Genomic DNA, 18,554 nt, shown 5'->3' with positions numbered 1-18,554 from the left:
TTATTGTTTTTAATTTTGAAAGTAAAATAACAGAAATCATTCTGTTTTTATTTAAATATATGAAAGTTTTTATATTTTAGCCTTTTAAAATCGGTATTCTATGAAGAAAATAATTTTACTGATACTCACCCTTATAACATTTGTAGGATATAGCCAACAAAAGAAAAAAAATCACTTAGAAGAAGCTGACCTAAAAGGTAAAGTAAAATCCATTAAAATCACTCAGTATGAGTCGCTTGAAATGACAAAAAAAGACACCATTTTAAATAGTAGTCAATTTATTCTCTATAATGAACAAGGCAATAAGATTGAAGAAAACAACTATGATGCGTACGGAAAACTCTATAACAAATCTACTTATATATATGACGATAACGCTCGTTTAATCGAAAAAAACTGGCTCAGTTCCCAAAATGGGAATTTGATTCTCATTGATAAGCACCGTTACGAGTATGATAAAAACGGAAATAAAACAAAATACAATAGCTACGATTCCAACGGAAATAACTATGGAACAATTGTTTACAATCACGACAGCAATGGTAATAAAATTGAAGAAATCAGATACAATTCCGATGGTAGCATTGGTAGAAAGCTCACTTATCAATACAATCAAAAGCAACACTTAACAGAGGAAATTCGGTATGTTCCCAAGGAAAACTTGTCTTTAAAAATCATTTATAAATATGATAATCAAGGACATCTAATAGAAGCTTTTTTTTACAGTAGCAGAGGTAAACTTGAAAATAAACAAACTCACAAATACGATAAAAAAGGTAATTTAACACAGACGAACACCTATGATTCTAGCGGAAACCTATATGCCAGACAGACTTTCAAATACGATAATAAAGAGAACAAAATAGAGGAAAACAAATTCGGTAAGGACTCAAAATATGATAAGAAATCTATCTTTAAATACAATACAAAAGGAGATTTAACAGAAAAAATTCACATCTCAAAAGAAGGCTTTTACAGCAAATGGACTTACAAGTACGATTCACACGGAAACTGGATAGAAGAAATTTTTTATGACGACAACCTTTTCGTTGCAATGACCAAGCGAGAAATAGCATATTACGAATAATCCCCCATAAATATATCACACTGAAAACAAATATTTTATCCAAATAAACATATTTTTTTACCTAAATAAAATAATTAAGACTACTTATAATTCTAAGAATAAATGAAAGAAAACAACGAAAATAAATACACGGAAATACAATCGGTTTTAGATGCGATTGAAGTCATTGGCGGAAAGTGGAAATTCCCCATTATTTACAGTCTCTGCGACCATACCAAGCGGTTCAAAGAATTGGAAAACGAACTGAAAGGTATTTCACCCAAAGCCCTTTCCAACGCATTGAAAGATTTGGAAATGAATGGACTAATACATCGGGAAGTGTTTCCTACCGTTCCCGTTACGGTAGAATACAGCCTTACGCCCTACGGCAAAGACCTAAAGCCTGTACTTTCTGCCCTGCAAGAATGGGGCAAAAAACACCGCGAAAAAATCGTGGAATCTTGTAAGGAGAAAAACTAAATAGCATCAAAAAATGAATATTTCTTTATTTGCAAACTTTTACCAACCTTCGGAGCTTACTACTGAAGAAATGGAAATTCTTGCCGAAAAACACCAATATTGGGAAGTTCCTAAGGGAACTATCATCTTAAAACAAGGCGAAATTTCCAATGAAAATTATATCATTGAAAAGGGTGTAATGCGTACCTACACCTTTGATTCGGACAACAAGGAAATTACCACCCGACTTTTCTTTGAAAACGAATTAGCCATAGAAACGCTTTCTTTCTTTGGAAGAATGCCCTCGCCCGAGTTTTTGGAAACGATTACCGATTGTAAAATCTGGCGTTTCCACTGGGATACAGTGCAAGAACTTTACCACACGATGCCTTCCTTTCGTGAGTGGGGACGCTACTGGATGACACGCGAACTCTTCCTCTCCGAGACCCGAATGCTCGATTTTAAAACCCTTAGTGCCGAACAACGCTACCGAAAACTTATACACGAAAAACCTAAAACCATTCACGAAGTACCACTGAAATACATCGCCAGTTTCTTAGGCATCACCGATTCTACTTTAAGCCGCATTCGGAAATTGAAGTAATTTTTTGCTCTATGTCAAGTGATAAATTGGAAAAACCTTCATAGCTTTGCTTCATTAACTTAAAATCATATAAAAATGAGACACTTACTGAAGAATACTTGGATTTTTGCAATATTGGCAATCGTTTTTGTAAGTTGTTCCAGAAGTGAGGGCTCGGATGACGGAAGCTATTTTATAAAAATGCGAGTGGATGAAAGAGCGGTGGTTTGCAAACCTATCAACGCGTATCTCATCAAATATAAGGCAACCGTAGGCAATGAAGAGAAAGATTTAGTGCATATTACATTTTCCTGTCCAGCAAATAATGATCCTTTGGAGACCGTCACTGTGAGTATGACCGATTTTAAAGGTCTGGGAACTTACGACATTGAAAACCCTCAAAATTCGGCTCAATACGCCAAAAATGTTACCATTGCCGATGAAGTGTGTGGTGCTGTGGAAGGGGAAATCACGATTACAGGAGTTACCGAAACCAGCATAACAGGCACTTTTAAGTTCAAAGGAGTGAATCATACAAACTCAAAAACCGTAAATATCACCGAGGGAAGTTTTCATCTTCCTCTGAAGAAATCTTAGTTTAATCAAGGTGAAAGGAAAGAATTTAATTTTATTCTACTCACCTTTGAGCAAAACAAAAATAGAATGAAAAAATATATTTTTCTGATTTTATGTATTTTACCCTCGTATATTCTGGCACAAAAGCAAGTTTTCCCAAAAGAAAAATTTGACGCAAAAGATGCAGAAAACAAATTAGCGTATGGCAACAGCACCATAAAAGGGGTTGCCGTTACCAGAGAGTACGCCCATGCACGAGGCATCAAGGAATTTACGGGGGAGAAACACCTCGCTCCAAAAGGTACGGTGGTGATGCTTTTTCCTGTAACAGATTATTTTAAAGCCTATTACAAACTTAGAAATAAATATAAAGAAAGCATCAAATATGTAGCAGCAATTTCGGCAGAAGCATTTAGTTATCGTATCGAAACCCAAGTGAGCGGCAATGGTGAATTTGTTTTTGAAAAGATGAAGCCTGGCAAATATTACATTGAAACCACAAGTTTTCAGTATAACGGAACAGCAGTAGGACATCGTGAAATTGGTAGAACTCACTATTGGAACGGCTTGGGGCATTACAAAGGTTACGACCCCATTTACGAAAAATACAATTATAACTACACAGGAATTGCCGTAGAAAGTGCTTTTGTAGAAATCAAAAAAGACGGAGAAATTAAAAAAATAAAACTTTAAAATTTTCATTATGAACAAATTAAAAAGTAAAATAGTTTCTACTATCGTAGTTTTTATACTTTTGATGGGGCACAATGCAAACGCTCAAAAAAGAACCTTTCAAAGGGTGAAAGCGGGATACAGCCACGGAATGCCCAAACTGAGCTTGGACAAATTAAGTGAATTGAAAACCAAAAGTTCGCACGGTTTTTACGCCAATTATTCACTTGAAATCCGATTTGCAGAGCGTTTTGCCTATTTTATGGACCTTTCGTACGAACAAATACACTCAGAATTTACACCTACTCTACCCGCTGCTTCCATCAAAAATACCAACGGAAGTCTCAATGTAGCTTTGGGACTAAAATTTTATCCGACATACAATTTAGGAATATATGCTGGAGGCTTCGGTGGATTTAATATTGTCAATAACATCGTCATTTCGTCCGACACGATGAAAAAAGACGAAGTAAATGATTTGGAAGAAGCTTTCGATAAGAGTTTAAAGAGCGGTTATGGTTTACGTTTCGGAGCAGATTATCGCTTTGTAGATAACTGGTTTATAGATATTTCGTACAGCTGGGGTAACAATCAAAAAATAAAAGAAGTCAGAGGACTCAAAGAGATAGGCAACTACCGCCTAAGCTACATTAGTGCTGGGATTGGATATCGCTTTTAGGGAACCAGAATTTGTTTTTCACCTTATGTCAAGTGATTAACCCAAAGAACTTCCATACCTTTGATATAGTAATCTTGTAAATTACAATAAAGCACTTATCAAAATCACTATCAATCTTATTTCAAAAAAACCATCTTGAAGGTAATTTTCTAATTTCTGTGATAACTCATCTTAAAAAAAATTTATCGATACAGCGTAAAGTTTCCAATATATATTCGTTTGTCTTTCAAATCATTGAAATCAATTTTAAACCAATAATCGCCACTAGGTAAAGGGGTATTATTCCAAGTTCCGTCCCAAGAACGATCAGATGAAATAACGGCGATTTGCCTTCCAAATCGGTCAAAAATATAGACTTTCATCTTTTTGTAAGCAAGAGCATTCCCAATTTTCCAAACATCATTAATGCCATCACCATCTGGAGTAAAAAAATTAGGAATTTGAATATCGAAGAAAACCTCTTCTAAGTATCGCTCTGAAAAACAGCCTAATTCATCTTCTACACGTACGTGTATTTTTTTGATGTGGCGTTTCCATTGGTCAGTATATCCTTCATCAGTAGCACGTAAGTAATAAATATCCGAATCGTGTTTTATGCCGTTTATGTAATATTTATAATTTCCTTCACCGCCATAAGCCTTTATACGAATGGCGGAAATCAGTGTAGGGTCAGTGTCTTTACTTAAAATGATGGAGGTATTATTTTCAAAGTTGAATAATTTGCTTAGGCTGCACCCCTCATTGTATGTGATTTTTATGGTTTGATTTTGCTGTGAAGCGAGTTTAGGATAAATATAAGCAATATCTCCGACAATATGCTCTAAATGATGTATTTGGGTATCATCGTTGAATTGATACTTTACCTTGCTTAAATCCATTTGGTTCTGATTGTTGAAAGTAAGCACCAATCGTGATGTTGGTACGTTGTTATGACAAATGAGTTCATTTTCAACTTGAAAATCTAAAAACGAAGCCGCTTCTACCGAGAAAGGATATTCCTTAACGCACTTTTGGGCATCTTCTACCACCAAGATATAATCGGTGGGAGGAAGATTGTCGAACGAAGTTATAGTAGCTTCGGTTATAGAGGCTATTTCACCAATGCTGTGGGTTCTTCCATTCTTTAGAATGGCTTTGTAAGGCGCTTTTCCGTTTACTAATTTGAAAGATACACTACCATTATTTTTACCATAACAACTTTCGTGATTGATGGTTAGGTTTTGAATTTGTTGCTCAAATCGGTTGACGGTAATTTTATCAGCAAGAATTTCGCAATCGGATTGTAAACGTTCTTTCTTTCGGGCATATATTAGGTACGTACCCGCTTTTTTTATGGAAAAATTACTTTGCTCTTGAAATGCTTTGGCAGTAGTATCTCCTTCTAAAACGATAGTAAATTCATAATTTTCAGGTGCATTGATAATATTTATAGTCCCGTCATTGCAGTTGATATCTGTTTTTTCGATAAGTAAATCTGCCGAAGAAGTATGTACTCTGAAATAGTAATTAGCAATACATCCGTTGTTAAATGTGAGTGTAATTTGATAGATTCCTTCTTGGGTTAGCTTGAATGTTTTTCCGTTGAAAACAGTTTGCCAAAGCCTCACATCGGTAGGAGGACACGTTTGGGAAATGGAGATTTCCGCCCCTTGGTATTTCTTTACTTCAACACTATTTACATTAGAAAGGTGGGTTAGATCAATATCTTTATGAGCATTGGTTCCGCATAAAAAAATTTGAGGAAATGATTTTTTTAAGTCCGTACATTGAAAAATTTCTCCTGCGTATGGTGATAGCGGATTTTCGTTTTCTCTTTGTACGGTGGAAATGTTATAGGTTTCAGTTCGAATTAAACAGTTGTTTTTTTGCTTAAATACGGTATAATTTCCAGAGGAAGTAACTACAATATTTTTTGAATTCCCTATGATTTCTCCTGTTGCATTTTTCCACTGGTAACTATCAAAACCTTCGGTTGCAGTTAAGGTTAAACTTTCACCACAAAGCAGATCGTTAATGTTTTGAGTTAAGTTACAGCCACTTAAATCAGCATAGAAAATAGTATTTTCGATCGTTCCTAAATTACAATCATCAACGGAGGAAAAACTTCCATTGTCGTTAATTATGGTTCGATTCAAATTTCCTTTGTAGATGGAATAGGCTTTGTTGGCAATGATTTCGGAACAAGGCTGCGAAAAGGCATCACAATTACTTTCTAATTGCACAGCAAAGCGAATTTTATGTTTTCCGCCGTTTTCGCGAACCAAATTATCAGAAATATTGAATGTTAGTTGGGTTTGACCTTCTGCATTGGTTGTTAGCGAATAAGTAATTCCGCTACCACTGGGAATTTCAATCAGTAAAGGTGTGGTTAAATGTACTTTTTCGGGCAATATATCAATGATTTGGTAGTCCAAGGCATCATCATTGCCCACGTTTTGAAATTCAAGTCCGTAATAGAGTGTACTTCCTAACGGAATGGTTTGATTGTTTAATACATTTCCAGTAGCATCTTCAATGGTTTTAAGCAAATTCATTTTGGGTTCAATAACTTCTACCTCGAAGGCACTGAAAAAAATATCAAATCGGTCTTGAGTAGTATGAGCTTTGAAATTGGCAGAAGTTTGGTTGTTTGTGATGATGCTATTATCGTTATTCGGAATTGAAAAAAGGTCGATATCCCAACCTAATGTATTGGTTGAATTGGGTCGTCGTTGATGATTAATTTCGTTTTCATTACTAATTGAACTGTTAAAAAAGTTATTACTCGGATTTACAGTATTATGCAAATCAAAGTACGACAAGTCGGGCTTCTGTACGGAAAGTTTGTCGCCTTTAATTTGTTTATCACCCTCCAAGGCAATAACACCAAATCGGGCGTGTACGGGCAAGGGTGCAGGAAGTGTTTTAAAACCCGTAAAGGAAAATGCAACATCGGTAGGAGCATTGTTATTTTGCGCATTAGAAACACTTGCATAGCCATCGAAAGTGGTAATGTATTTAGAGGTTGCTTCTGGGTCTTCATAGATAATGACCAAAGCCCAACCAGCTGATAAACCGCCCAATACACGAATGTAATCTCCGCTTTGAGTTGCTTTCACATTGGCTACAATGTATTCCCCAGCAGGGTTTTGAGCAGAAATTAAATGGGTAATATCTTTGTAACAAATGTAAGGCTTGTGAGATAGCGGAAAGTCCGATGTGTGATGATTATAGATATAACTATCAGCTTCAATATTTATGTAGTTGGAATTTGAGGGGATTTTTATTTGGATATTTTTTTTAGAATCGTCATTTTCTGCGTACATACCTCCCCAATAAAGTCCTGCATATCGTATTTTGGAACAATCGTTATTATTAAAGGAAAGTGTTGCGGCACTGGAACTGAATGTGCTTGTATCGTTGTCAATATCAACGTAATCCATATTCAAATCATCATTTGCAGTCATCAAATTAAAAGGCTGATTAGCCGGACGATGGCTTAGAATGTTATTGCCAATAATTTTAAGTCCTCCCTTTAAATTTTCTTGCTTACGAATGGTAAAAGGAACAATTTCTTGGGCATAAACGCAAAACTGTAATAGGATAAATCCCCAAAAAAACAGTTGTTTCATCTGTTAAGATTTTAGATAAAAAAATGTTAAAGCACAAAGTTATGAAAAATACACACTAGAAAAACGATTTTTTTGAAATTTAGATTGCTCAATCATACTCATTCTTCGATAAAATAATAGAACTCCGCTACTTTTAATCGCCAAAGGGTTAAGAGTTGTTTTGCTGTTATTTTTTTGTTGGATTCGCTGATTATGAGTTTATTTCTAAATGAAGAAATAAAACGAACCCAATGGTTGTTTTTGGAATCGTTCAGTAGAAAATAAAAACCTTCTTTACCAAATTTATTGCCCGACGCATCTAAAATAAGTTCTTGCTTTTTACCTACCGAAGGTCTCATAATTACAGTAGCATTCCCTTTAGGAAGGGGAAAAATAGCTTTTATACAAGTTTGTTCATCAGGAAGCTGACAAGTTCCATAGATGCCAAAAAAAACAATTTCTCCCGAATTTTCGTGTTTTCGTAGCCATATTTTATACTTTACAATATTGCTTAAATCGACCAATTCAATAATTTCACCCAATAAATTTTGTTGAACTTTGTTTTTCAGTGGAATATGTAGTTGTTTAATTCTTTGACTAAAAAGCCGATTAATTATATAAGCAAAGCCCTTAAAAAAAGGATTCCATTTTACTTCAAATTTTATTTTATAGGCTGTGGTATTTTCATAGAAATTGATAATTTTTTCAGAAAGATTCTTTAATTGATTATCTGGCAAATTTAAAAGTTCTATTGAACTTAAAAGCCCTCCGCATTGTAAATTTCTTCGAATTGTTAAATTTTCTTTTTCAGCTAATTGTATGATGAAACTTTCATAAGATTGTGCTATTTCTCCGAAGGGTCCCATCAGCCAATCTTCTTTCAAAGGATTGAACTTTCTTCCTAAAAAAATAATCCATTGTTGTGTAACCCAATCTTGTACTTTTTGCATCTTATGGGCTATATACATATATCATTTTTCTTTAAGTATAAAATTTGATTTTCCATTCCAACTTCCGTATTCATTGATAGGAATAAATCGTAATGTGGTAAACTCAAAATGAAATTCTTTACGTATATTTTCTTCCATAGCTTTTTTATGAAGTTGATTTTTAGGTTCTTTTGAGTAACCGTAAACCATATCATTCATTTGTTTTTGTGATTTCCAGATAGAAAAAGTAGATATCAGATTGGGTAAGCGTATTGAAGCCGACCCCAATGTAATTCCGCTATGGTCGCGAACCAATTTTTCAACAGGTCTTCCCCAACGAAGAAATCGCGGTATCTCTTTATACTTCATTTTAGCCATAGTTACGGCAACAACCATTTGATTATCATCAATTTTTTGGGAATAAGAAGGGATTTTATAACCTGATATTTTTCCCCATTGTCTTACAAATTTAAGTTCTACGTACCAACTTTTCAACAAAGATTTGCCCTTCGGGTGGGTTGTTAAAAATTGATTTAGTGCCTTTTGACTCTCCCATTGGGCAAAAATAGCAATAGAACCTACAAAAAAACGCGAAACAGAAAATACAGGAGCACCTAACTCCATAACAGCCATTGTTTCGGCGTGAATCAATCCGTCAATATTTGATGATTTTATAGGAAAAAGAATGGATTTCAGTGTCCCAAAAAGATGCTTTTTTACCAAATGATAAGTAAATATGCTCATATTTTCTAGTTTTTACTTTTTGGGAATTATATTGTCTGCGCTACTTTTTAGATTTTTGAGTAAACAAAGACAACAAAACGTACACAAGTATAATCAATGCAAGAGCAATGAATTTCAAAAAAAACACCGATAGAACACAAAAAATCAAAAATAAATAAGTGATTTTATTATTTTTGAAAGAGTAATCTGAAAATTTCAAAGAAAACAAACGAATGTTAGCATTGAGTAAATAGGCACTCAATACGCATATTCCTAATAATACCCAAGTATTGTTAAGTAAATATTGAAAAAAAGTGCTGTTTTGATATAACAAAATTAGAGGTAACGATAAAATAAACAGCGCATTTGCTGGAGTAGGAAGCCCTATAAAACCTGTAGTTTGTCGGCTATCAATATTGAAGTTTGCTAATCGGTATGCGGAAGCTAATGTAATGATTAGTCCAAAATATGGAAGTAAGGTAGTGGTTAAAGAAGTGTTTTCCTCTACAAAATGGCTGTACGAAAGCAGTTGAAACATAACGATACCTGGGGTAAGCCCCGAGGTAACCATATCGGCTAAGGAGTCTAATTGTAAACCCAAATCCGATTTTACGTGCAATAATCTTGCGAAAAATCCGTCAAAAAAATCAAAAAAAATACCCAAAGCTACAAATAATCCTGCCCACTGCAATTGATTTTTAACAGCAAAAATAACAGCAATACAGCCACATAACAGATTGAGTAACGTAATACAATTGGGGACGTGTTTTTTCATATCGTATTTTTGAAATAGAAAGAGGGCGGACAAGATTTCCTGTCCGCCTTAGTCCATTTTTTTATTTACATTTTTTAGGGTCTAAGTAATCTGGAATTTGATTTTGGTCACAATCGGTAAACTTAATACCTCCGAATGATTCGTGCTCAATTTCCTTGATTGATGGAATTCCATCTTTATCGTGGTCAGCTTGTTTGGTTTTTATGAGTTTGATTTCGAAAGCAATAGGTGCATAGGCAGGGATTCTACCTGAAGGTTGGCTAAAATAAGCTAATCCTGAAGGCAAAAAAATCAATCCGATTCCATAAGTGTTTGGTACATTAAAAGTTCCATCATCATTGACTGTAGGAGCATCTGCACTAGCCTTCATCTGTGCTACTCCTTCTCTAAATCCTATAATGCTTCCTCCTGATACTCTTGGGTTTAAGATATTGCCTATCAAATCCATCCAATTGCTACGAGACAAATTTTGATTTTGGTCAAAAACCGTTCCGTTGAGTAAAAATCCTTTGTAAGCCACAAAAACCGAGTCGGCAACAGTAGCTTTTTGACCATTACCTTCTTGCACTGGCAAATAATACATTTTATGCGCCACTTTTTTCCCTTGAGCATCAGTAACGTGTAATGTAAGGGTTGTAACTTGGTCAAAGAGTGCCGTTTTGTTAGCGTTTGTCCCTGCCAAAGTATCAATAATCACATTGTAATCAAAATCAGAAGAAGGATTCTGGAAAGCCTCATAATTATAAAAGTGGCTTTTTAGGTATTTCACTATGGAAGCATCGTTTTCAGTAGCAACTTCAGTCACATCACGTGGCGGTTTTAAAGTGGGGGTATCGTCGTCTTTTTTACACGAAACGCTTAACAAAATGGAAGCAGATACAACACTTAAGAAAAATCTTTTTATCATAATTGTCTTTTTATACTCATTTTTGAGGTCGCAAGATACAAAAAACTATTATTTTTGCGGTAGATTTTTAACCTTGAATTTAAAATTTTATGCGGATTGACAAATTTTTGTGGTGCGTTAGGTACTACAAGACTCGTAATATGGTTACCGAAGCTTGTAAAAAAGGACACATACGTATCAATGGAGATCTTGCTAAGGCTTCACGAGAGGTGTTTGTGGGAGATAAAATTATGGTACGAAAAGACCAAATTCAGTACCAAATGCAGGTTTTGGATATTCCGCAATCACGAGTTGGTGCAAAATTAGTCGATTTATACCGAAAAGACCAAACCCCAGAAGAGGCTTTCAAACACGCCGAATTGGTACGCCTTTCGCAAGATTATTATCGGAAAAAAGGCGAAGGACGCCCTACCAAAAAAGACCGCAGGGCTTTGGATGATTTGTTCAACGATGTACAAGAAGAGTAAAATAATTTTAACATAAAAAGCTTTATAATGACCCTTATATTAAATCATCAGGATATTCAGCACCGAATACGGCGCATTGCTTATCAAATTTATGAAACTCATCTGCACGAAACCGAAATTATTTTAGCAGGAATACAAGGTAATGGATATGTTTTTGCTGAAAAAATCAGACAATGCCTGACAGAAATCAGTCCATTGAAAATTACGCTCTGTAAGGTAAATATGGATAAAAAAAATCCGATAGGTAGCGTAAGTGCTTCATTACCTCCTACCGAATATGAGAACAAATCGGTTGTTTTGGTAGATGATGTTCTTAATTCAGGGCTTACCCTCATCTATGGTGTCCGTTATTTTCTTGAGGTGCCTCTTAAAAAATTCACTACAGCCGTTTTGGTTAACCGAAATCATAAACGTTTCCCTATAAAAGCTGATTTTAAAGGAATTTCACTTTCTACTTCTTTACAAGAGCACATTCAGGTGGTTTTTAAAGAAAGGAATGATTCAGCTTATTTGGAATAAGCATTTTTGAGGTTGTCTTATCAAAAGCGAAATGATATTTTTTTCTGTATCATATCTTTTGAGCCTCTCCTAATTTTTCAGATACAGTTTTTCGTTCCTTTTTTTGATGACACGGTCAATTAAAAAACAGTTTATCGTAACAATTCTTCATTTGAAAGAGATACGGAAGAGTTTTAAAGAAAATATATCTGAAGTGCTTTGTATTTTTAGATTCTCTGCTTTCACAGACTTCCTTATTCAAAGGAGAATTTTATGTAACTGACCATTTAAAAATAAGTTAGCTATAAATTAAAGATAAAAAAATGATTTTCTATCGGAAATGTTTACTTTTGTAGCCTAATTAAAATGATTGTTTATGAAAAAAATAAGTCTAGTTGTTTTATTTTTGATGGTTTTTTCTTGTAAAACTAATCCATTTACAGGGAAGAGCACGTTAAATTTTATGCCTAATAGTAGTCTATTTCCAATGGCTTTTTCGCAATACTCTTCTTTTTTAAAACAAAATGAAGTAATTATAAATACGCCCGAATCGGAGATGGTAAAAAAAGTAGGCGAACGTATTGCCAAAGCTGCCAAACTTTGGTTAGATGCTAACGGATATAAAAATTATCTGAAAGATTATCGTTGGGAATATAATCTAGTGAAAAACAACGAAGTAAATGCTTGGTGTATGCCTGGTGGGAAAATTGTGGTTTATACAGGAATTTTACCCATCACACAAAACGAAACGGGATTAGCCGTAGTAATGGGGCACGAAGTGGCTCACGCCTTAGCCGACCACGGTGCGCAACGTATGAGCGCTGGAACCCTACAACAATTAGTAGGCGTAGCAGGGAATATAGCCCTGCACGATAGTAAATATCGTGATGAATTCAACATAGCCTACAACGTAGGAAGCCAAGTTGGGGTAATGCTTCCTTTTAGTAGAAAACACGAAAATGAAGCTGATGCCATCGGAATACAAATTATGGCAATCGCAGGGTACAACCCCGAAGAAGCCCCAAAACTATGGCAAAGGATGCAAAATGGTAGTGGCGGACAACCCTTGGAATTTTTAAGTACCCACCCATCACACCAAACCCGAATTTCAAAATTGAGCGCGTTAATTCCTTCGGCAAAAGCAGAGGCCGCCAAATACGGAATCACAAAATTCCAATAAATTAAAAATCAAACAAATAGCCAGAAAAACTTTTTTTAGTCCCATTCTGGCTATTTGTCTTTTATTAAAAAATAATCTATGCAGAAATCATTTCCACGAGGGCATAAAAAATTACTTCACGCTTGGGCTTTTTACGATTGGGCAAACTCAGTTTATAGCTTAACCATTGCTTCCGCCGTATTTCCTATTTTTTACGGAACGCTTTTTAAAATAGCTGGTACTACATATATTGAACTTTTTGGAATTCCTTTTAAAAATACAGCAGTTGTAACTTTCACCACAGCTTTAGCTTTTTTGCTTGTTGCTGTACTTTCCCCTATTTTAAGTGGTATTGCCGATTATTTGGGCAATAAAAAAACATTTATGCGTTTCTTTTGCATATTGGGGGCACTTTCTTGTATTGGTTTATATTGGTTTTCTTTAGAAAATATTTATTGGGGATTAACATTCTACTTTCTGGGCGTGATTGGTTTTTGGAGCAGCATTGTTTTTTACAATTCTTATCTCCCTGATATTGCATTGCCGCATCAGTACGACACCATCAGTGCCCGAGGATTTATTATGGGGTATATCGGCGGAGTAGTTTTACTCATTTTCAATTTAGCTATGGTGATGTATCCTACTTTTTTTGGTATCCAAGGTGATGAAATACAAGCTACTGTAAAGGCAATGAAAGTTTCATTTATAACAGTTGGAATTTGGTGGATTGTTTTCAGCCAATATTCTTTTTACTACCTGCCCAGTTTCAAAAAAAAAGGGCGAAAAATCAAAACGAGTGTCATTTTCGACGGACATAAAGAACTCCTCGGAGTTTGGAAAATACTCAAACAAACTCAAGAACTCAAAGGATTTCTATTTGCATTTTTCATATATAGTATGGGAGTACAAACCGTGATGCTGGTAGCCACTTACTTCGGAGAACAAGAAATTCTTTGGAAAGACAACCAACAACGCACCTTAGGGCTGATTATAAGCATTTTAATTATACAATTAGTAGCTGCTTTAGGAGCAAAATTAACAGCTATAGCATCAAAGAAATTTGGTAACTTGTTGGTACTAATCGTTTTGAACCTCATCTGGATTGCCATTTGCCTTATTGCTTATCAGGTTTACTTACCCACACATTTTTATGCCACAGCAGGACTCGTAGGCTTGGTTATGGGAGGTATCCAAACCCTTTCTCGTTCAACTTATTCCAAATTGCTCCCCGAAACACAAGATACCACTTCTTTTTTCAGTTTTTTTGATGTTTCTGAAAAAATAGGTATCGTCATCGGGATGCTTTTTTACGGAATCATTGACCAAATTACAGGCAGTATGCGCAACTCGGTAGGAGTTTTAGTATTTTTCTTTGCCTTGGGCGTATTTTTACTTGTAAAAGTATATCGAATAGAAAAAAGAAAGAAAACATAAAATTTGGTAAGCTTTTTGCTGTTATACACGAAAAAGAAAAAATCACAAGAAATGAAAAACAGTTGCTTCATCTTTTTTACTTTTTTTATTTTAGGAATTACAAATGCTCAAATCCTTGAAAATGGGAAAAGAGAAATTCCAGTAATCATTCCTTTGGAAGACGCTCCAAAAACGGAATCTTCTTCTGATTTATTAAAACTTCCTATTGGAAAAGACAAGCAGCAAGGTTCTCTTTTAGACAAACCCAAAAAGCAAATCGACTTTACTGGGCAGAGCAAGTTGGTACGCCGAAAAATTGATTTCAAGCCCAATTACGGCACACTCAATGACCACAAGCGTGAGGAATACGATGCTCCAAAGGGTAATCAGTTTTTTGGTGATTTTACAAACAACGGAAAATTTGTGCGCGTATATTGTCGAGACCACCAAGCCTTTGACGGAGATCGCATTAGTATTCTGGTGAATGATAAATTAGAAATACACGACGTGTTACTGACCAATAGTTTTAAAGGATTCCAAATTGAATTGAAACCTGGCTTTAATAAGGTTGAATTTTTAGCACTCAACCAAGGCGAATCAGGTCCCAATACCGCCGAATTTAGCGTACTTGACGAAAATGGCAATACCATATCTTCTGCACAATGGAATTTGGCAACAGGTGCTAAAGCACATTTTGTTATCGTAAAGAATGAGTAATTAAAAAAAGGAAAACTAGTTACAAGGGACAAGAAACAAAGAGCAAAAGGCTAAGAATTATTGAACCTTAATTCTTTAAACTTTGAACCTTTATTAAACTAATTGATAGTATCATATTCAATAATAAAAATTTCTTCGTGTTCGCGTTTAAGATAGTACAATTCTCTGCCTAACTTTTCTTTACCTTCCGTTGTATTTAAAATTTGCAGATTTTTTTTATCCTTTTCAATCTCTTTTTCTAAAAACTGTTTTTGTTTGTTTAGCTTATAAATTTCCTTATTAAGCTCACGATGAGTTAGATACGAATTGGTATCAAAAAAAAGCATCCATACCAAAAAAAATAGGATTATAATGGTATAAAGGCTGGAAAACCCCAATTTTTTAAAGTATGGAAATTTGAATTTCATTATCCTTGTTTTGAAGTGTTTATGCGATTGTGAATGATTGTTTTAACAATGTCAATCGCCACTGAATTTCTTTTATTATTAGGAATAATAATATCGGCAAATTCTTTAGCAGGTTCTATAAATTGCTGATGCATTGGTTTTAATGTCGTTTGATAACGATTTAACACCTCCGATACATCTCGCCCGCGTTCGGCGGTATCTCTTCGGATACGACGAATGAGTCGTTCGTCCGAATCGGCGTGTACAAAAATCTTAATATCAAACAGATCCCGAATATCAGGATGCGAAAATATCAAAATCCCTTCTACAATAATTACCTTGGTAGGGCTGGTCAACACCGTTTGTGGAGTACGATTATGTTCTACAAACGAATAAACAGGTTGCTCTATAGAATTGCCTTTTTTCAATTCAGAAAGATGAAATTTCATCAACTCAAAATCAATAGAATTAGGATGATCAAAATTAACTTTCACTCGCTCCGAATAAGGCAAATGTGACATATCCTTATAATACGAATCCTGTGAAATAACAGTAACCTCCCCTTCTGGAAGCTCACTAATTATCTGATTTACAACTGTAGTTTTACCACACCCCGTTCCTCCTGCAATTCCAATGGTAAGCATATTTTATCTTTAATCATCTTGGGCAAAGGTAAAATAATATTGAATAACTGACAAGACAAAATAAAAAATCCCTTACGTTTAAAGGGTAAGGGATTTTATTGATTTGAAAATTTACTTGGTTATTCCTTCCAAATCCAGCATAAACGCATATTCTTTGGCAGTTTCTTTCAGAGCTTCAAAACGACCAGAGGCTCCGCCGTGTCCTGCATCCATATTCGTGTCGAGGAACAGCAAATTATTATTGGTTTTCATCTGACGCAATTTAGCTACCCATTTAGCTGGTTCCCAGTACTGTACTTGCGAGTCGTGCAATCCCGTAGAAACATACATATTAGGGTAATTTTGTGCTTTTACTTGGTCATAAGGCGAATAAGAAAGCATATAATCATAATACTCTTTTTCATTCGGATTTCCCCACTCGTCATACTCTCCTGTCGTTAAAGGAATGGTATCATCAAGCATTGTAGTTATTACATCAACAAACGGAACCGCAGCAATCACACCGTTGTAAAGCTCTGGAGCCATATTTACCACAGCTCCCATCAATAAACCTCCTGCAGAACCTCCTTCGGCATACAAATGCTCGTTTGAAGTGTATTTTTCAGCTATCAAGTGTTTAGAACAATCAACAAAATCGGTAAATGTATTCTTTTTGTGTAACATTTTACCGTTTTCGTACCATTTTCTGCCCAAATATTGCCCTCCACGAATGTGAGCAATCACATAAATGAAACCTCTATCAAGCAAACTCAATCGAGAAGAGGAAAAATACGGACTTACTGTATGTCCATACGAACCATAAGCGTACAACAACAACGGATTTTTGCCGTCCTTTTTCATTCCCTTACGATAAACCATCGACATCGGAATTTTTGTTCCATCTTGTGCCGTTGCCCAAATTCGTTCTTCTACGTAGTTATTTTTATCGAAATTTCCACCCAAAACTTGTTGCTCTTTTAGCACCGTTTTTGCTTTGGTAACCATATTAAAGTCAATCACCGAAGCAGGTGTTGCCATCGACTGATATCCGTAACGCAATACATCTGTATCAAAATCAACATTTTGTGTAGTATATGCCGTATAAGTTTCACTTTCGAAAGGCAAATAATACGACTGCCCACCACTCCAAGGACGAATTTCAATTCTATTTAAACCATTGAACGTTTCTTCCACCACTAAGAAATTCTTGAAAATTTCGATTCCTTCCAAAAACACGTCCTCACGATGCGGAATAAGTTCTTTCCAATTCTCGGCAGAAGTCGCATTTTCAGCGGTTTTCATCAACTTGAAGTTCGTTGCATTGTCTTTATTGGTAACGATGTAAAAAGCATCGCCATAATGCGAAATATCGTACTCCAAACCACGTGTACGTTTCTGAAATACTTTAAAATCACCCGTTGGATTGTCCGCTTTTAAGATTTGATATTCCGACGTAAGTGTACTTCCTGAACCAATAACAATGTATTTTCTCGATTTTTCACGATATACATAGGTATAGAAAGTATCGTCTTTTTCGTGGAAAACAAGCACGTCTTTTTTGGTATCCGTACCCAATTCGTGACGATAAATTTTATCGGAACGAAGCGTTTGTGGATCTTTTTGGGTATAAAATAGCGTTTTGTTATCACTTGCCCAAGCTGCTGAACCTGTGGTGTTTTCAATTTTTTCAGAAAGAATCTCACCCGTTTCTAAGTTCTTGATTTGCAACACGTATTGGCGACGAGAAACGGTATCCACACCAAAAGCAGCCCATTTATTATCATCACTTACAGAAATTCCCGCAAGTTGGAAATAAGCGTGTCCTTTTGCCATTTCGTTACAATCGAACATAATTTCTTCGGAAGCATCCAAAGTTCCTTTTTTACGTGCATAAATCGGATAATCTTTTCCTGTTTCGTAACGGGTAATGTACCAATATCCGTTGCGGAAATATGGCACAGACGAATCATCTTCTTTAATTCGGGATTTCATTTCCTCGAAAAGCGAGTTTTGAAAATCTTTAGTGTGAGCCGTCATTTTTTGGTAATACTCATTTTCGGCATTCAGATAGTCGATAACTTCTTGGTTTTCACGTTGATTCAACCAAAAATAATCATCGGTACGTATATCACCAAATTTTTCCAATTTGTGAGGAACTTTCTTCGCCACAGGTGGCTGAATATCTGGATATTCTGTCTTTTTCATCGTTTCGGTATTATTTTTACAAGAAGTTGCAAAAATAACAGAAACGGCAGCAATAGTAAACCTTTTTAATGTTATTTTTTTAGGCATAATTACAAAATTTTAGTTTGACTTCCCAAAGGTATGAAAA

At 35.3% G+C, this 18,554-nt stretch carries 19 protein-coding genes; 11 read left to right on the top strand and 8 right to left on the bottom strand.

What is annotated here, in order from left to right; all coding sequences use genetic code 11:
- Nucleotides 1–100: 100 nt before the first annotated feature.
- The 6 genes from CGC47_RS00710 (at nt 101) to CGC47_RS00685 (ending at nt 4,035) form a co-directional block, all read left to right on the top strand.
- Complete coding sequence (locus CGC47_RS00710) at nt 101–1,087, top strand: hypothetical protein (protein WP_095899855.1); 987 nt, start codon at nt 101–103, stop codon at nt 1,085–1,087.
- 102 nt (nt 1,088–1,189) lie between these two features.
- On the top strand, nt 1,190–1,546 hold the full coding sequence (locus tag CGC47_RS00705; protein ID WP_018278986.1) for a winged helix-turn-helix transcriptional regulator: 357 nt from the start codon (nt 1,190–1,192) through the stop codon (nt 1,544–1,546).
- Nucleotides 1,547–1,559: 13 nt separating this feature from the next.
- On the top strand, nt 1,560–2,129 hold the full coding sequence (locus CGC47_RS00700; protein WP_042000202.1) for a Crp/Fnr family transcriptional regulator: 570 nt from the start codon (nt 1,560–1,562) through the stop codon (nt 2,127–2,129).
- Between the two features lie 75 nt (nt 2,130–2,204).
- A complete protein-coding gene (locus tag CGC47_RS00695; protein WP_095899854.1) occupies nt 2,205–2,705 on the top strand; it encodes a DUF6252 family protein in 501 nt (166 codons plus the stop codon).
- Nucleotides 2,706–2,771: 66 nt separating this feature from the next.
- Complete coding sequence (locus tag CGC47_RS00690) at nt 2,772–3,377, top strand: hypothetical protein (RefSeq protein ID WP_042000209.1); 606 nt, start codon at nt 2,772–2,774, stop codon at nt 3,375–3,377.
- Between the two features lie 10 nt (nt 3,378–3,387).
- Nucleotides 3,388–4,035 carry an outer membrane beta-barrel protein gene (locus tag CGC47_RS00685; RefSeq protein ID WP_095899853.1) on the top strand — a complete coding sequence of 216 codons (648 nt, stop codon included), beginning with the start codon at nt 3,388–3,390 and terminating at the stop codon, nt 4,033–4,035.
- A 182-nt stretch (nt 4,036–4,217) separates the two neighbouring features.
- Here CGC47_RS00685 and CGC47_RS00680 read toward each other — a convergent pair whose 3' ends face one another.
- From CGC47_RS00680 to CGC47_RS00660, 5 genes are all read right to left on the bottom strand, one after another.
- Nucleotides 4,218–7,646: a T9SS type B sorting domain-containing protein gene (locus CGC47_RS00680; RefSeq protein ID WP_095899852.1), complete on the bottom strand. Its 3,429-nt coding sequence runs from the start codon at nt 7,644–7,646 to the stop codon at nt 4,218–4,220.
- Between the two features lie 98 nt (nt 7,647–7,744).
- The gene (locus tag CGC47_RS00675) at nt 7,745–8,593 is read right to left on the bottom strand and encodes a hypothetical protein (protein WP_042000226.1); all 849 of its coding nucleotides are present in this window, start codon (nt 8,591–8,593) and stop codon (nt 7,745–7,747) included.
- A 3-nt stretch (nt 8,594–8,596) separates the two neighbouring features.
- Nucleotides 8,597–9,298 carry a hypothetical protein gene (locus tag CGC47_RS00670; protein WP_042000229.1) on the bottom strand — a complete coding sequence of 234 codons (702 nt, stop codon included), beginning with the start codon at nt 9,296–9,298 and terminating at the stop codon, nt 8,597–8,599.
- A gap of 40 nt (nt 9,299–9,338) precedes the next feature.
- Nucleotides 9,339–10,052, bottom strand: a complete 714-nt coding sequence (locus tag CGC47_RS00665; protein WP_042000232.1) for a CDP-alcohol phosphatidyltransferase family protein — start codon at nt 10,050–10,052, stop codon at nt 9,339–9,341.
- A gap of 61 nt (nt 10,053–10,113) precedes the next feature.
- The gene (locus CGC47_RS00660; RefSeq protein WP_041985670.1) at nt 10,114–10,959 is read right to left on the bottom strand and encodes an FKBP-type peptidyl-prolyl cis-trans isomerase; all 846 of its coding nucleotides are present in this window, start codon (nt 10,957–10,959) and stop codon (nt 10,114–10,116) included.
- An 89-nt stretch (nt 10,960–11,048) separates the two neighbouring features.
- On the opposite strand from CGC47_RS00660, the gene CGC47_RS00655 reads away from it, so the two are divergent.
- The 5 genes from CGC47_RS00655 to CGC47_RS00635 all read left to right on the top strand — a co-directional run bounded on the left by CGC47_RS00655 (nt 11,049) and on the right by CGC47_RS00635 (nt 15,213).
- Nucleotides 11,049–11,426: an RNA-binding S4 domain-containing protein gene (locus CGC47_RS00655; protein WP_041913570.1), complete on the top strand. Its 378-nt coding sequence runs from the start codon at nt 11,049–11,051 to the stop codon at nt 11,424–11,426.
- 27 nt (nt 11,427–11,453) lie between these two features.
- Nucleotides 11,454–11,945, top strand: coding sequence for a phosphoribosyltransferase family protein (locus CGC47_RS00650; protein WP_042000235.1), 492 nt, complete (start codon nt 11,454–11,456; stop codon nt 11,943–11,945).
- Between the two features lie 355 nt (nt 11,946–12,300).
- Entirely contained in the window at nt 12,301–13,104 is an 804-nt protein-coding gene (locus CGC47_RS00645; RefSeq protein ID WP_013997075.1) for a M48 family metallopeptidase, read from the top strand.
- A gap of 78 nt (nt 13,105–13,182) precedes the next feature.
- Nucleotides 13,183–14,517 carry an MFS transporter gene (locus CGC47_RS00640; RefSeq protein WP_095899851.1) on the top strand — a complete coding sequence of 445 codons (1,335 nt, stop codon included), beginning with the start codon at nt 13,183–13,185 and terminating at the stop codon, nt 14,515–14,517.
- A 51-nt stretch (nt 14,518–14,568) separates the two neighbouring features.
- Entirely contained in the window at nt 14,569–15,213 is a 645-nt protein-coding gene (locus tag CGC47_RS00635; protein ID WP_095899850.1) for a hypothetical protein, read from the top strand.
- Between the two features lie 98 nt (nt 15,214–15,311).
- Here the strand turns inward: CGC47_RS00635 and CGC47_RS00630 are convergent, their stop codons facing one another.
- The 3 genes from CGC47_RS00630 to CGC47_RS00620 form a co-directional block, all read right to left on the bottom strand.
- Nucleotides 15,312–15,620, bottom strand: a complete 309-nt coding sequence (locus CGC47_RS00630) for a septum formation initiator family protein (RefSeq protein WP_081461655.1) — start codon at nt 15,618–15,620, stop codon at nt 15,312–15,314.
- Nucleotides 15,620–16,243, bottom strand: coding sequence for a uridine kinase (gene udk, locus CGC47_RS00625; protein ID WP_042000238.1), 624 nt, complete (start codon nt 16,241–16,243; stop codon nt 15,620–15,622). Before udk ends, CGC47_RS00630 begins: the two co-directional genes overlap by 1 nt.
- A 111-nt stretch (nt 16,244–16,354) precedes the next feature.
- Entirely contained in the window at nt 16,355–18,514 is a 2,160-nt protein-coding gene (locus tag CGC47_RS00620) for a S9 family peptidase (protein ID WP_042000241.1), read from the bottom strand.
- Nucleotides 18,515–18,554 lie beyond the last annotated feature (40 nt).

This window comes from Capnocytophaga canimorsus (genome assembly GCF_002302565.1).
Lineage (GTDB): Bacteria > Bacteroidota > Bacteroidia > Flavobacteriales > Flavobacteriaceae > Capnocytophaga > Capnocytophaga canimorsus.
Note: the sequence above shows the minus strand (reverse complement) of the source record. Positions and strands in the feature narration are given on the sequence as shown.